We start from the raw sequence: 15,284 nt of genomic DNA on the forward strand, positions 1-15,284 counted from the left end.
GGGCAGCTCGTGAGAAACGTGGCTCTCCGCAGAGAATCAGGCCACGCTGAGTGAGTGCCCCGGTCTCAGATCTTGTCCCAGAGCCCGCAGTGGTGGTGCGCGGCGAAGTCGGTGGTGGTGACCCGGCCGGTGCGCAGCAGCAAGGTGGGCCCGTCGTCGCCGGTGAACGCGGGCCAGGCCGCGGCCTTCTCGGCGCTGGGCACGCCGGTGCGGGCGAAGGAGCTCCAGTACCCGATCATCGTGGCCGAAAGCTCACGCTGCGCGGGTGTCTTGAGTGCGTAGAAGCCGCCCCGGTCGAACAGGTAGGGCAGGTCGGCGGCGTGCTGCGCGTCCGGTCCGGCGAACTCGGCGGCGTAGACGGGGGAGTTGCCCTTGGCCCGCCGCACGTTGCCCCGGTGGGTCGGGCACGCCCAGGCACTGTCGGTGACGATCGCGGTCCAGGCCCGCCCGGGCGTCGAGTACTTCTCCACCGGATAGCGCGCCAGCAGGGGGGTCTCGTGGCCGGGGAAGGTGTTCGCCAGGTAGCTGGGATACGTCAGCCCGGTGAACTGCGCCCGGCGCCGGGCGCTCACGAAACTCACGCCCTCGTCGCGGTTCACGCTGGAGAGCACCGGAATGTCCGCGCTCCGGGCGGTGGCCGGGTGCTCGGGCAGCAGCGGGGTGCCGTAGGCGAGAGCGCCGAGGAACTGCCCGGACACCGGCTTCAGATCGGCCGTCGGCCGGGTGCGCAGACACTGCACGTTCGTGCACCCCAGGCGGCGCGCCTCGGCCAGCCCCCGCTGCTGCGCCTTCCTGAGGCTGACGTAGGGCGTGGCCCGCCCCGGGATGCCGCTCGAGGGCCAGCTCACGCCGCAGTCGCCGGACGACATCGCCGCCCGCTGCACCAGCCCCTCGACCTCGTCCGTGGTCAGGAACGCGCACACGCTCATCGCCCCGGCCGACTCGCCGAACACCGTGACCCGCCCCGGGTCGCCGCCGAACGCGGCGGCGTTGTCACGGGCCCAGCGGGTCGCGAGAATCTGGTCGGCGAGCCCGAAGTCGCCCCCGCCCGGGAGCCCGGGCAGGGCCAGATAACCGAACACCCCGAGCCGGTAGTTCACCGTCACGACCATCACCTGGCCGGCCTCGGCCAGCCGCCGCGCGTCGTAGTCGGCGCCCGATCCGTTGACGAACCCGCCGCCGTGCCACCAGACCATTACGGGCAGGTTCCCGGCGTGCTCGCGGGGCGTGGTGACGTTGACGAAGAGGCAGTCCTCGGACTCCCCGGGCCGCACGTCGCGCTGCACGCACGCCGCCCCGGCCCGGTTCGCCTCGGTGACGCCGGGCCGGGGCCGGGCCGGTTCCGGGTCGGTCCAGCGACGCTCGCCCGTCGGGGGCTCGGCGTAACGCACGCCGAGCCAGGTGCTCGTGCCTCCCTGCGTCACACCCCGCACGCGGCCGCTGGTGGTGTCCACGGTGAGCGGGGCGATGGTGGACGTGGTGGTCGCGTCCGGTGAGCCGGTCGCGTGAGCCGTGGGGGCGGGAGCGTCCGGGCCGGGCGAGGAGGTGCCGTTCTGCCCGGACGAGGCGGTGCCGGCGATCGGGGCGCTGCGGTCGCCGCCCGGGTCCGCGCCGCCCGGATCCGCACCGCCCGGATCCGAGCCGCCCGGTGAGGAGGTGCAGGCGGTCAGGACGAGCGCGAGGACCGCGAGCAGAGTCGCGATGCGCTGGGCCATGGCTGTCTCCCCGGACGACGGCTCGGAACCACGAAGGTAACCGGCCCACCGCGACCGCCCGCACCCGAGGGCCTCGGACCGGCCGGCCCACGGCCGTGCCGGTGGTGTGGCGGGGCCGGTGGTGTGGCGGGGCCGGTGGTGTGGCGGGGCCGGTGGTGTGGCGGGGCCGTGAGCCGCCTGCACCTGGCCCCGGGCAAACCCCACCCACCCGGGGAGTCGGGCCCGGCCCGGCATTCGGTTGAGGTGGGTGCAGTGTCAAGGCGTGCGAGGGTGGCTCGTGGCTCGTGGCTCGTGGCTCGTGGCTCGTGGCTCGTGGCTCGTGGCTCGTGGCTCGTGGCTCGTGGCTCGCGGCTCGCGGCTCGCGGGTCGGGGCTCGCGAATGGGTTCTCGGCTCGCGGTTCGGGGCTCGCGACTCGCGGGTGGGTTCTCGGCTCGCGGTTCGGGGTGCGTTCGCAGCTCGCGGTTGGTGCGCGGCTCCGCGGTGGATCCTCGGCTCCGCGGTGGATCCTCGGCTCCGCGGTGGATCCTCGGCTCCGCGGTGGATCCTCGGCTCCGCGGTGGATCCCCGGCTCTGCGGTGGATCCCGGCTCCGCAGCGGATCCCGCCCGTCGCGCCCCATGCCTCAGTCGTCGATGTCCGCCCGCGCCGCGCTCGTGGCCGCCGACGCGTCTTCCAGGAACGAGGCGATCACGGCCAGCTCCTCGGCGCTCCGGGAGGCGAGGACGGGGGCCATCCGGGCCCCGACGCGTCCGAACATCGAGGCACCCACCGTGTGCGCGTGTTCCGTGGCGACCACCACCACCGACCGCCGGTCGGAAGGGTGCGGCTGCCGCTCCACGTGCCCCAGCCGCTCCAGCCGGTCGAGCATCGCCGAGGTCGCCGGGGCGCTCAGCTGCAACGCCTCACTCAACCGCCGCGGGGTCATCGGCCCACCCGAGCCCGGGCCCGACCCCGGGCCCGACCCCGACCCTGCGGCCATCACGACCCTCAGTGCGTTCAGGTCGGTGCGGTGCATCGACTCGTCCCGCCCGGTCGCCGCCAGGTACATCTCCGACTCCGTCGCGAACGCCGCCATGGCCCGCACCGCCCGCACCGCCTCGGGCCGGGTGTCGCCGTGGGCGTGACGGCGCTGCGTGGTTCCGCGTTTCGAATTGTGGTCCTGCACGGTCTCATCATACTCTTTCCGCCGTGGAACTATTCGACGGTGGAACCAAACGCAGGCTCCCGCATCTCGTCGGCCCGAAGCTGAGCTGGCTCGTGGTCCTCGTCGCGGTGGTGTTCTCCGGTATCGCGCTCTCGGCGCCGATCACCGCCGAGGAGTCCGACGACGGCGTGGCCAACGTGCCCTCCAGCTCCGAGTCCCGGCAGGCCGCGCAGGTGCGCGACGAACTCGGCGGCTCCGAGGTCGTCCCCGCGATCGTGGTCGTCGACCGCGCCGGCGACAAGCTCACCGACGCCGACCGCGCCACGGTCGAGGGCCTGGTCACCGACCTGCAGGCCTACGCGGTCGAGGGCTCGAAGGTGTTCCAGCAGTACTCCGACGACGGCGCCGCCGCGATCATCGGCGTCCCGCTGTCGGGCACCGCGTCCAACGACGAGCTCGTCGAGACCGTCGGCCAGATGCGCACCGAACTCACCCAGAAGGCCGAGGGCCTGCGCACCCAGGTCACCGGCGGCCCCGCCTTCACTGTCGACCTGGCCGGCGTCTTCGACGGCGCCGACACCCGCCTGCTCATGGTCACGGCGCTCGTCGTGGCCGCGCTCCTGCTCCTGACCTACCGCAGTCCCTGGCTGTGGCTGGTGCCCCTGGCCGTGGTCGGGGTCGCCGACCGGGTGGCCGTCACCGTCGTCGCGGTCGGCACCAAGGTGCTGCCGTTCACCACCGACGGGGCGTCCGTGGGCATCGCCTCGGTCCTCGTCTTCGGCGCCGGCACCAACTACGCCCTGCTGCTCATCGCCCGCTACCGCGAGGAGCTGCGCCGCCACGAGAACCGTTACGACGCCATGAAGGTCGCCGTCGACCGGGCCGCCCCCGCGATCCTGGCCAGCTCCGGCACCGTCGTGCTGGCCCTGCTCTGCCTCGGCTTCGCGCAGAGCCCCTCCAGCCGCAACATCGGGCTCGGCGGCGCCCTCGGCATCGTCACCGCCGTCGTCTACGCCCTGCTCGTGCTCCCCGCCGCCATGACCGTTCCCGGCCGCCGCCTGTTCTGGCCGTTCGTGCCCCGGGCCGGCCAGGAGGTCTCCGAGCGCTCCGGCCTGTGGTGGCGCGTGGCCGGTGCCGTCACCCGCCGCCCGGTCGTCACCATCGTCGCCGCCCTGGTCTTCCTCGCCGTGCTCATGGTGCCGCTCACCGGCCTCCGCAGCGGGCTTTCGCAGACCGAGCAGTTCCGCGCCACCCCCGAGTCCGTCACCGGGCAGGAGACGCTCGGCGAGCACTTCCCGGCCGGCTCGTCGCAGCCCACGATCGTCGTCGTCGCCAACGACAGGCTCGCGCAGGCCACCTCGGCCGTCGAGAAGATCGACGGCGTGCGCTCGGTGCAGCCCGCGACGCAGGGCGACGGCCGGTCGGTACTCAACGTGGTGCTCGACTCCGCGCCCGCCTCGGACGCCGCCTTCGCCACGATCACCGAGATCCGTTCCCAGCTCGACGACATCGACGGCCAGGCCCTGGTCGGCGGCACCGACGCCGAGGCCCTCGACGCCGACCGCATCGCCGAGCGCGACCGCTGGCTGATCATCCCGCTGGTGCTGCTCGTGGTGCTCGCCGTGCTGCTGATCCTGCTGCGCTCGCTGGTCGCGGCCGTCGTGCTGGTGCTCACCGTCGTCGCCACCTACGCCGCCGCGATGGGCGCCGGCTGGGTCGCGTTCGAGCAGTGGTTCGGCTTCCCCGCCCTCGACCTGATCGTGCCCCTCATGGCCTTCCTCTTCCTGGTGGCCCTGGGCGTCGACTACAACATCTTCCTCACCACCCGCGCCAAGGAAGAGGCCGAGCAGTCGCCCGACGACGTGGCCCGGGGCCCGATCTCGGTCGCGCTCGCCGTCACCGGTGGCGTGATCACCAGTGCCGGTGTGCTGCTCGCGGCCGTGTTCGCGGTGCTCGGGGTGCTGCCCCTGATCACGCTCACCCAGATCGGCGTGATCGTCGGGTTCGGCGTGCTGCTCGACACCCTGCTGGTGCGCAGCGTGCTGGTGCCCGGCCTGGTCACGTTGCTGGGCCGCTGGTTCTGGTGGCCGGGGCACCTGTCCCGCAAGCCCGTCGGGAAGAGCGAAGACCGGGCTTGAGGACGCGTCGGTGACCGGCCGCCGTCGCCTCACCTCGCGAGCCGGGCGGCTCACGAGGCGAGGCGACAGCACCGCCCGTCGGCAGTCGTGATCCGGTCGAACGAGGCCTGGTGGAAACGACCCCGCCGGTCGCGCTGGTGGCCGCCGGTGAAGACCGTGACGTCCGCGCCGGTCACAGCTGAACAGATGCACCCCAGGGATTTTCGGCAGGACCTCGATCGCGCCCCTGAGGTCGTGGAAACCCCGCGAGGCCAGGTGCATCCCGCAGGATCCGCGTGGCGCTCGGGAATCCGCCCAGCGTCGGCCCGGTTTCGCCGGTCGCCGCGACGTCGATGAAGCTGCCCAGGAACTTTCGCGGCCCGCGCGGCGCGTGTACCGGAGTGCCGCGGGTGGCGGGCCAGGCCGGCCGCCGCGATCACCGATCGGCGCGAAGGTGCGCCGGGCATGGACCTACTCGTCCCTGATCCCCCGGGGCCGGCTGGAAGCCTAGGGGATGAAACGGTGCTGCCGCGCCGACTGCACCGCGCTGTACCGGTTGGTGGCCTGGAGCTTGTGCATCGCGGTGCGCAGATATCCCTTCACCGTCTCGGTCGTCACCCCCAGTCGCTCGGCCGCCTCGCTGTTCGTGGCCCCGATCCCGACCACCGCGAGCACGTCGATCTCGCGACCGGTGAGGTGCTGGGGGTAGATGTGACCGCGCCGCGCTCCGCCGGAAGCCCCGCCGGGAGAGCCCAGGGCCTCGAGCAGCACCGACGCGCGGCGCAACAGACGCTGCCGCACCTCCGGGTCGCGGGTGGCACCGGCCCGGCAGCGCAGCTGGGCGAACAGCTGCCGGGTGTCGTCGAGCTGGGCCGACGTGACCGTCACGAGCGCGTGCCGAAACGTTCGCCGACCCCGAGCTCCTCCCGGGCCTCGCGCAGTCTTCGGCCCGCCTGACCGGGGGAGCAGGCGGTGAGCGCCGCGAGCTGGCCGACGGGGTAACCCCGGGCCGCGAGCGCGAGCGGGCGGCGCCGCACCGGTGGCAGGCTCAGGACCGTCGCGGCCGCCAGGCCACCCCAGACCCACGAGGTTGTCAGAGTCGTTCTCTCGCCAGGGAATTCCACGGCCAGACGGCGGATCTCGGCAATGATGCTGGCGACGTCGTCGTGCATGACAGATCGTCCTCCTGTCGCGTGCGCATCCCATTACAGACAGGACGTCAACGACAAGTCAACGGTCTTAACCTCCCGATATGCGGCTTTCTCGGTCAATGGTCGGCCGCCGGGCCGCCCCAGGCCGGAATGCACCGAGCGGTGGCGCTGATTCACCGCCGGAGCCACGGTTTTCATCCGGCGACCGTGCCGACCGCGACGCCCTCCGCCCGGCCGATAGCCTGAACGCGCCCAGCCGACCAACCGAGGAGCACCGTGAAGCACGGCGTCACCATCCTGACCGACCAGCCCTGGGCGCAGTCCCGTCCGTTGTGGCAGGCGGCCGAGGAGATGGGTTTCGACCACGCCTGGACCTACGACCACCTGGTCTGGGGCGGTCTGCCGAACTCGCCCTGGCTCGCCGGCATCCCCACGCTGACGGCCGCGGCCGGGGTCACCAGCCGCATCCAGCTCGGCACCGCGGTCTGCGCCCCGAACTTCCGGCACCCGTTCGCCCTGCTGCGCGAGGTGCAGGCGGTGCAGGACATCTCCGGCGGCCGGTTCGTGCTCGGCGTCGGCACCGGCGGCGACCTCGACTCGCGGGTGCTCGGTCAGGCCCCGATGACGGTCAGGGAGCGCGTCGACCGGTTCCAGGAGTTCACCGGCCAGCTGCTGCGCCTGCGCGACGAGGATCATGTCACCGAGCAGGGGCGCTGGTTCTCGCTGAACGACGCGCGCACCCTGCCCTCGGCGGCCGGCCTGCCGGTCGTGGTCTCCGCCAACGGCCCGCGCAGCGTGCGCTACGCGGCCCGGGTCGGTGACGGCTGGATGACGCTGGGCCCGGCCGCGTCCACCGTCGACGAGTGGTTCACCGGGCTGACCGGCCAGACCAAGATCCTCGAGGAGGCGCTCGACCAGGCCGGCCGCGACATCCCGGGCTTCCGCCGGTTCCTCATGCTCGACGCCCCGCACAACCGGGCCGAGGTGCCGTTCTCCCTGTCCAGCGCCGACTTCTACGACGACGTCACCGGCCGGGCGGCCGAGCTCGGCTTCACCGACGTGATCACGCACTGGCCCCGCGCCGGCAGCCCCTACCAGGGTGACGTCAAGGTGCTGGAAGAGGTTGCCGCGCGGCTGGCCGGATGACGGGGACGAGGTCGTTGGCGCTCCGCAGCACGTCCGGCCCGATGAGCACCTCGGTCGGCACCGGGCCCGGCGTGCGCACCCGGAACGTGAACGACTCCCCGGCCAGCAACGTCACCAGCGCCTCGTCGACCACCGCGTCCGGGTGGGCGCGGTCGGCCAGCACCGTGACGTCGCGGCTGAACGAGCGGGCGGTCACGGTGACCGCGTAACCGTCACGGGTCTTGCGGGTGGACGCGCGCCACGGCCGGCTCTCGTACGTGAGGTCCCGGTCGCGGGCGAACAGGTGGGTGGCCCGCAGGACCCCGGTGGCCGGGACCCCCACGGGCAGGGCCTCGGCGACCAGCGTCTCCGCGGCCGGGTCGGACGGTGTGGCCAGCGCCGGTGGCACGCCCAGGGCCTGCGTCGAGCGGGCCGGCACGTCGTGACGCACCGAGACCCCGGCCTGCACCGAGCCGTCGAACGCGATCCGGCGCAGGGTGAGCACCCCGGCGAACGGCTCGTCGCTGTCGTTGACCACGACCACCTCGAGCCCGTCCCCGCGCGGCCGCACACTGAGCAGGCGCGGTGCGTAGGCCCGGCGCAGGGCGAACCAGGCCGGTTTGAGGCGCCCCGAAGCGTCCACCATCGACCACGACGTCACCGGCCAGCAGTCGTTGAGCTGCCAGAGCACACATCCGCGGGTGCGCGGGGCCGACGCCCGGAAGTGCTCGATCGCGAACGCCGTGGCCCGGGCCTGGTTGAGCTGCGTGGCCCAGTGCCAGTCGCCGAAGTCCTCGGGCAGGCCGAAGTGTGCCTCCAGTCCGGCGTCGAGCTTCGCGGTGCCGCGGTTCGCCTTCTGGTGACTCTCGAAGGCCGGCGACGCTTTTGAGGGCGGCTGCCCGTCGAGCGCATGCAGCAGGGTGCTCCAGGCCGGGGGTGCCTGCCAGCCGAACTCGGCGCAGAACCGGGGCACGTGCTCGTGGTGGGCGGTGTAGTCGAGGCTGTTCCACACGTCCCACTCGTGCCGTATGCCGTGGTGCTCGTCGTTCGGGGGCACGTCCGAGGCGTCGTGGCCCGGGCTCGAGGGACTGCCCATCAGGTACGGACGCGTCGGGTCGAGTTCGCGCAGAAGGCGCGGGAATTCGTCGGTGCAGTAGCCGTGACCCCAGCTTCGCCCGGCGAGTTGCTCGTCCCAGCCCCGGATCTCGTGGTGCCACAGGTTCTCGTTGCCGCCGTTCCAGAGCACCAGCGACGGGTGCGGGCTCAGCCGGGTGACGTTCTCGCGTGCCTCGGCGAGGATCTCCCGGCGCAGCGGTTCCTCCTCGGCGTAGGCGGCACATGCCAGCGCGAAGTCCTGCCACACGAGAACGCCGAGCTCGTCGCAGGTCTCGTAGAATTCGCGGCTCTCGTACACGCCGCCGCCCCAGACCCGCAGCAGGTTCGCGTTCGCCGCGACCGCCCGGCGCACCGCCACCTCGTAGTGGTCACGCGTGAGCCCGGTGAGCAGCGCCTCGTCGGGGACCCAGTTGACGCCCCTCACGAACACCGGCCGCCCGTTGACGACCAGGCCGAAACCGCGCCCGGTGTCGTCCACCGGCTCGTCCACGCGAACCGAGCGGAACCCGATCCGGTGGCCCGACGCGTCCACCGTCCGATCGTCGTGCAGCAGTGAAATGCTCAGGGCCACCAGCGGTTGCGTGCCGTGGCCGACGGGCCACCAGACCGGGGCGCCGGGCACGGTGAGCGTGAGGGTGGCCGTGTCGCGGTCGCCGACGGTGGACGTGCCGGTCACCTGATCGCTCCCGTCACCGACGGTGGCGGTCAGGGTGAAGGGGCCGGAAACGCCCGGCGCGCGTTCGATCTCGGCGTGCACCACGACCCGGCCGATGCCGTCGTCGTCGAGCGTGACCAGCGGGCGCACCGACGCCAGCCGCGCGGTGCGCCAGCGCTGCAGCGTGACCGGGCGCCACAGCCCGGCGGTCTGCAGGTCGGGACCCCAGTCCCAGCCGAAGCCGAAGGCCGCCTTGCGAATCGCGTTGTAGGGGTGGGCGTTCGTGTGCGGACGCGCCCCGAGCACCTGCTCCTGGGCCCGTGCGTGCTCCAGGGCCGGTGCGAACGTGACGCTCAGGTCCGCGCCTTCCGCCGTGAGCAGCCGCCCGACGTCGAAACGGTAGGTGCGGTGCATGTTCGCGGTGCGCCCCAGCTCATCGCCGCCCAGCGCGACCGTGGCCACCGTGTCGAGCCCCTCGAACACCAGGTCGACCCGCTCACCCTCCTGTGGCGCCGCGGTCCGCAGCTCGCGCGTGTACTGCCAGGCGACGCCGTGCATCCAGGCCAGCTCGGCCTCGTTGGTGCCCACGTACGGATCGGGAATCATCCTGGCCCGCAGCAGATCCGCGTGCACGCTGCCCGGCACCCGCGCCGCGACGGCCCCACCCTCGTGCGCCTCGGGAACTCCCGAGACACCCCTCACCGACCAGCCCTCGTCCAGTCTCTCGACGATCACACGCCCCTCCTCGGCGACCGCATGTTTCACGCCCGAAATGCCGAGTTTACGAGCATCTGCTACTTCGTCGCCGGGCCTTGCGTCATCGTGTCGGAATCGTGGCCTCGAACGGGTGCGAACGCCTCCCGCGGGTCCGATTCCGTCCGGGATCGCTACGACTCCCGCACTACGAGATGCCCGGGAACGATGTGGATCCCCGGGGCCGGAGTGCCGTCGATGGCCTCGAGGAGGAGCTCACCGGCCCGCCGCCCGATCTCCTGCAGGCCCAGGTCGACCGTGGTCAGGGGCGGGCGCGCGGCCTCGGCCACGACCCCCCAGTTGTCCACGCCGACCACTCCCACCTGCATCGGCAGCGATGCCCCGGCCTCGCGCAGTGCGTCGGTCGCACCCCGGGCGATCACATCAGCGCCGCAGAACACCCCGTCGACGTCCGGGTGGGTGCGCAGCAACTGGCTCACCGCGAACCGGCCCCAGGCCTCCGACCAGCTCCCGAACCACGGCTCGCCGACCAGCTCCAGCCCGTGCGCGGCCAGCGCCTGCGTCGCCCCGGCCGCGCGCTCCCGTGACGAGGAGTGCGAGTGCGGACCGGTGATGTGCGCGATGCGCCGCCGTCCGGTGCGCACCAGGTGGTCGACGGCGAGCCGGGCGGCGCCGCGCTCGTCGCTGGTGACGCTGATGTCGAGCTCGCCGGCACTGGGCGCCAGAGCGTAGACGACCGGCACCGGAAGGTTCGCGCCGACCGGCTGCCGGGCGTCGGTGCGCCGGCCGGCCACGATCACCCCGTCGACGCGGCGCTCGAGAAGGCGTCGCAGATGGTGCTGTTCGCGGATCGGGTCGTCACGGCTGTCGCAGAGGAAGGCCAGCATCTCGCCCAGACCCAGCGCGTCCTCGGCACCGCGCATGATCGGGATGCTGAAACGGCCGTAGCTGTCGGTGGTGATGATGCCGACCGTGAACGTACGCCCGGTGAGCAGGCTGCGCGCGACCGTGCTGGGCGCGAACTCCAGTTCCTGAGCGGCCGCGCGCACCCGGGCCCGGGTCTCCTCACGCAGGCTGCCGCGGCCGTTCAGCGCCTTCGACGCGGTGCCGACGGAGACCCCGGCCCGCGCCGCGACGTCCGCGATCCCGGCCCGGCGGGCTGCCACGGGGCCCTGGCCCTGGCTGGGACTCTGGCTGGGACTCTGGCCCTGGCTGGGACTCTGGCCCAGGCGCGGACCCGGATCTGCGCCCGGATCTGCGCCCGGACCTGCGCCCGGACCTGCGCCTGTGCCCGGGCGGGTGTCAGCGGCGGCGCGGGCGTTTCGGCCGGTGTCAGTGTCGGTGGGGTCGGTGCCAGCTTGAGTGCCAGCTTGAGTGCCAGCTTGAGTGCTGGCTCTGGTGCCGCTGGGGCCCGTGACCCGGTCCATCGACGTGCCCGGTGAGGTGCCCGGTGAGGTGCCCGGTGAGGTGCCCGGTGAGGTGCCCGGTGAGGTGCCCGGTGAGGTGCCCGGTGAGGTGCCCGGTGAGGTGCCCGGTGAGGTGCCCGGTGAGGTGCCCGGTGAGGTGCCCGGTGAGGTGCCCGGTGAGGTGGTCGGTGGTGTGGCCGGTGTGGGGCGGGCCGTGGTGTCTGGTGAGGGACCCGGTGGTGTGGCCGGTGCGGGGTGGGGCGTGGTGTCTGGTGGGGTGCCCGGTGGGGGCCGGAGTGCGGTGCCCGGCGCGGCGAGCGGTGAGGTGCCCGACGTGGTGTCCGGCGCAGGTCGGGGTGCGGTGGCCGACGGGTCGGCGGGGCTGGGGTCGCTGCTCATGGGCGGTTGATGGTCATCGGTGTCGGCGTATCCGTTCTCGTGGTCGGCTCGCGGGATTGGCTCTACGGTCGCGGTTCTCGGATCGGCGCTGGGGGTTGGCGCTGGGTCGGCGCTGGGTCGGCACTGGGGGCGGTTGGCAATGGGGGTTGGCGCTGGGGCGGCTCCCGGGGCGGTTCCAGGGTCGGTTCCCCGGACCGGTTCCCCGGACCGGTTCCCCGGACCGGTTCCCCGGACCGGTTCCCCGGACCGGTTCCCCGGACCGGTTCCCCGGGTCGGTTCCCGGACAGGCGCGGCAGCCCCCGGACTGCTGGCGCCCCGGCGGAGTGCCGATCAGGTAAACAGGAAAGCCTTTGCCTGGCAAGTCCGCATTGGCGCCGCTCTTGACCCTTCTGCGCCGCCCGTCATACTTTGAGCAGCAGACAAACGGTTTCCTGCAGTTTCCGGCAACGGGGCCGGCGCCTCACCACTGCCGCGTTCCCCAGCCGGTCCTCCGCGACGAGAGGGCGACACGTGACCCTTGAGGCCTCTGACACCACCGTCCACCCGGCGGCTCCCGGCCCGGCGGCTCCCCGTCGCCCGGCCGTGCTCACCCCGCTGCCGCTGCGCGCGTCCATCCTCGCCCCGCGGTCGATGCTCGGGGCCTGGCAGGAGCTGAACGGTGCCGCGACCATCGCGCACTGCGTGTCCAACCTCGAATCCAGCGGCGTCATAGCTAATTTCGAGCGGCTGGCCGAGGCCGGCCCCGACGGGCCGGCCGGGGCGTTCCGGGGGCCGTGGTTCGCCGACACCGACCTCTACAAGACCGTCGAGGCGGTCGGCTGGGAGATCGGCCGCTCCGGCACCGGCTCCTGGACCGGATGGCTGGCCGACCTGGCCGAGCTGATGGAGAAGGCTCAGGCCGACGACGGGTACCTCAACACCTACGTGCAGGGCGTCGACGGCGAGGAGCGGTTCGCGCAGCCCGAGCGCACGCACGAGCTGTACTCGGCCGGGCACCTGATCCAGGCCGCGGTCGCCGTGCATCGGGGCAGCGGCGACGAGCGACTGCTGCGGGTCGCTCGCCGGGTGGCCGACCACGTGGTGAAACTCGACGACGGGCAGGGCAACCCGATCCTCGACGGGCATCCCGAGGTGGAGACCGCCCTGGTCGAGCTGTACCGCGAGACCGGCGAGAAGGACTACCTGACCGCGGCCCGGCGGCACATCGACCACCGCGGCCACCGTGCCCTGCCGAAGGGGCACTTCGGCTGGATCTACTTCCAGGACCACCTGCCGGTACGCGAGAACACCGAAGCCATCGGGCATTCCGTGCGTCAGCTGTACCTGGCGGCCGGGGCCACCGACGTCTACCAAGAGACCGGTGACGAGACTCTGCTCACCGCCATGGAGAAGCTCTGGGTCAGCGCGTTCGAGCAGAAGATGTACATCACCGGCGGCCACGGCTCGCGCCACCGCGACGAGGCCTACGGCGATCCCTACGAGCTGCCGCCCGACCGCGCCTACGCCGAGACCTGCGCCGCCATCGCTGCTTTCCAGTGGTGCTGGCGCCTGCTGCTGGCCACCGGCGAGGCGAAGTACGCCGAGGAGATGGAACGGGCGCTGTTCAACAACATCGCCGCCTCCACCGCGAAGACCGGCACGGCGTTCTTCTACTCCAACCCGCTGCAGCTGCGAACCGGTCACGAGGGCTCGCACGAGGACTCACCCAGTGAGCGCCTGAGCTGGTACGGGTGCGCGTGCTGCCCGCCGAACATCGCCCGGCTGATCGCGTCGCTACAGGGCTACGTGGCCACCGGTACCGAGAACCGGCTCCAGCTGCACCTTCTGCACGCCGGCACCTACGCGGTCCGGGGTCTGCGGGTCACGGTCGAGACCGGTTATCCGTTCGACGGTGAACTGGCCGTCACCGCAACCGGTTCCGGCGAGCTGAGCGTCCGGGTGCCCGCCTGGGCGCGCGGCGCGGTCGCGAGCGTGGGCGATCGAACGGTGGACGTGGTGGCCGGGGAGTACCTGATCGTCACGGTCGCGGACGGCGAGGTGCTGCGCCTCAGCCTGCCGCTGGTCCCGCGGCTGGTGCGCGCCGACGAACGGGTCGACGCCGTGCGCGGCTGCCTGGCCGTCACTCTCGGCCCGCTGGTGTTCGCCGTCGAGCAGGCCGACCTGCCCGAGGGCGTGCTCGTCGAGCAGGTCCGGCTCGATCCGGCCGCTCCCGTCGCGGTCGAGCCGACGGTGGACGACGTCGCACCCCTGCGCCTCAGGCTCAGCGGTGCTCTCGCCCCCGAGAACGGCTCCCTGTACGAGACGTTCGCCGGTGGGCGGCCGGTGACCACACCGTCCACCATCGAGTTCACCGCCATTCCCTACTACGCCTGGGCGAACCGCGGCCCGGGTGCCATGCGCGTCTGGATCCCCACGCTCTGAAGCCACCGACCCCAGCGGAAAAGGGACGCCGTCATGCTCAGGACAATGAGGTTCGTAGCAGCCACGCTCACCGCGGCCGTCGCCCTGCTCGGGTTGACGGCCTGCGGGGGCGACGACGAGAACACCAGCAGTGCCACCGACAAGCCCACCGGCACCGCCACGCTGTGGGCCCGTGACAGCCAGAAGGGTTTCATCAACCTGCTGGCCGACGCCTACAACACCTCGCACGACGGCAAGGTCAAGGTGTCGGTGGTGCCGGCGACGAGTTTCGTGCAGAAGTTCGGTACCGCAGCGGCTTCCGGCTCGGGACCCGACATCGCCTCGATCGACCTGGTCTACCTGCCCTATTTCGCCTCGAAGGGCGTGCTGGACGACCTGACGGCCGTGCAGGACGAGCTGGAGTGGAAGGACGACCTCAGCCAGGCCCACCGTGACCTGGCCACCTACGAGGGCAAGACCTACGCGCTGCCGTTCACCGCCGAGGCGTCGGTGACCTTCTACAACAAGGACCTCTTCACGAAGGCGGGCCTCGACCCGGAGAGGCCGCCGACGACGTACGACGAGATGCTCGATGCGGCAAGGGCCGTCAAGGAGCTGGGCAAGGGCTACTACGGGTTCGTGATGGCGGGGCAGTGTGGCGGCTGCAACATCTTCGAGTTCGCGCCGCACGTCTGGGCCAGCGGCGGTGACGTGCTCTCCGACGACGGCCGGACCGCGCAGTTCGACTCGCCCGAGGTCACCCAGGCGCTGCGGTTCTACCGCACGCTGTGGGACGAGGGCCTGATGGCGCCGACGTCGAAGACCGACAACGGCACCACCCAGGGCACGACGTTCCAGTCGGGCAAGGTCGGCATGGTCAACCTGGGCGCGTTCTTCGTGCAGACCCTGGCGGCGGACAAGAAGATCGACTTCGGCGTGACGCCGATCGTCGGGCAGGACGGCGGCACCGGCTCCTTCGCGGGCGGTGACGAGATCGCGGTGACGGCCGGGGCCAGGAACAAGGCGGTGGCCTACGATTTCGTCACCTGGGCGACGGGTGAGGAGGCCCAGACCATCCTGGCCGAGAACTCGATCGTGCCGGTGCGCACCGACCTGGTCAAGGCGATCTACGGGCGCGACGACGAGCGCTACAAGGTGCTCGGCGAATCGATGAGCACGGGCAGGACCCCGTACAGCGTGGTCGAGAACGCGATCATCAACGACAACAACGGGCCGTGGGCCACGATGATCAACAAGGCGGTGTTCGGTGGCGGTGACGTCGCCGCGGCACAGGCCGAGGCCCAGAAGGCCGCCCAGGCCATCATCGACGCGGGCTGATCGG

Annotated in this window: 11 protein-coding genes; 5 read left to right on the top strand and 6 right to left on the bottom strand. The window is 72.2% G+C overall.

Translation table 11 applies throughout. The features are described from left to right. Nucleotides 1-65 precede the first annotated feature (65 nt). Nucleotides 66-1,715 carry a carboxylesterase/lipase family protein gene (locus J2S57_RS24695; protein ID WP_307247124.1) on the bottom strand — a complete coding sequence of 550 codons (1,650 nt, stop codon included), beginning with the start codon at nucleotides 1,713-1,715 and terminating at the stop codon, nucleotides 66-68. 622 nt (nucleotides 1,716-2,337) lie between these two features. Then, complete coding sequence (locus J2S57_RS24700) at nucleotides 2,338-2,880, bottom strand: MarR family winged helix-turn-helix transcriptional regulator (protein ID WP_307247126.1); 543 nt, start codon at nucleotides 2,878-2,880, stop codon at nucleotides 2,338-2,340. 23 nt (nucleotides 2,881-2,903) lie between these two features. Here J2S57_RS24700 and J2S57_RS24705 point away from each other — a divergent pair, with 23 nt between their 5' ends. After that, nucleotides 2,904-4,997 carry an MMPL family transporter gene (locus tag J2S57_RS24705; RefSeq protein ID WP_307247128.1) on the top strand — a complete coding sequence of 698 codons (2,094 nt, stop codon included), beginning with the start codon at nucleotides 2,904-2,906 and terminating at the stop codon, nucleotides 4,995-4,997. 486 nt (nucleotides 4,998-5,483) lie between these two features. Here the strand turns inward: J2S57_RS24705 and J2S57_RS24710 are convergent, their stop codons facing one another. Then, a complete protein-coding gene (locus J2S57_RS24710) occupies nucleotides 5,484-5,864 on the bottom strand; it encodes a response regulator transcription factor (RefSeq protein WP_307247130.1) in 381 nt (126 codons plus the stop codon). Further along, nucleotides 5,861-6,148 carry a hypothetical protein gene (locus J2S57_RS24715; protein WP_307247132.1) on the bottom strand — a complete coding sequence of 96 codons (288 nt, stop codon included), beginning with the start codon at nucleotides 6,146-6,148 and terminating at the stop codon, nucleotides 5,861-5,863. The genes J2S57_RS24710 and J2S57_RS24715 overlap by 4 nt, the downstream gene beginning before the upstream one ends. 255 nt (nucleotides 6,149-6,403) lie before the next feature. On the opposite strand from J2S57_RS24715, the gene J2S57_RS24720 reads away from it, so the two are divergent. Next, entirely contained in the window at nucleotides 6,404-7,273 is an 870-nt protein-coding gene (locus tag J2S57_RS24720) for an LLM class flavin-dependent oxidoreductase (protein WP_307247134.1), read from the top strand. Here J2S57_RS24720 and J2S57_RS24725 read toward each other — a convergent pair. Beyond that, entirely contained in the window at nucleotides 7,233-9,758 is a 2,526-nt protein-coding gene (locus J2S57_RS24725; RefSeq protein WP_307247135.1) for a glycoside hydrolase family 2 protein, read from the bottom strand. The genes J2S57_RS24720 and J2S57_RS24725 overlap by 41 nt on opposite strands. Nucleotides 9,759-9,910: 152 nt before the next feature. After that, complete coding sequence (locus J2S57_RS24730; RefSeq protein ID WP_307247137.1) at nucleotides 9,911-10,903, bottom strand: LacI family DNA-binding transcriptional regulator; 993 nt, start codon at nucleotides 10,901-10,903, stop codon at nucleotides 9,911-9,913. Between the two features lie 247 nt (nucleotides 10,904-11,150). Between J2S57_RS24730 and J2S57_RS24735 the strand changes: the two genes are divergently transcribed. The 3 genes from J2S57_RS24735 to J2S57_RS24745 all read left to right on the top strand — a co-directional run bounded on the left by J2S57_RS24735 (nucleotide 11,151) and on the right by J2S57_RS24745 (nucleotide 15,280). After that, a complete protein-coding gene (locus tag J2S57_RS24735; RefSeq protein ID WP_307247139.1) occupies nucleotides 11,151-11,552 on the top strand; it encodes a hypothetical protein in 402 nt (133 codons plus the stop codon). A gap of 500 nt (nucleotides 11,553-12,052) precedes the next feature. Beyond that, complete coding sequence (locus J2S57_RS24740; RefSeq protein WP_307247141.1) at nucleotides 12,053-13,963, top strand: glycoside hydrolase family 127 protein; 1,911 nt, start codon at nucleotides 12,053-12,055, stop codon at nucleotides 13,961-13,963. 45 nt (nucleotides 13,964-14,008) lie between these two features. Then, the gene (locus J2S57_RS24745) at nucleotides 14,009-15,280 is read left to right on the top strand and encodes an ABC transporter substrate-binding protein (protein WP_307247143.1); all 1,272 of its coding nucleotides are present in this window, start codon (nucleotides 14,009-14,011) and stop codon (nucleotides 15,278-15,280) included. Nucleotides 15,281-15,284 lie beyond the last annotated feature (4 nt).

Source organism: Kineosporia succinea, from assembly GCF_030811555.1.
Taxonomy (GTDB): domain Bacteria; phylum Actinomycetota; class Actinomycetes; order Actinomycetales; family Kineosporiaceae; genus Kineosporia; species Kineosporia succinea.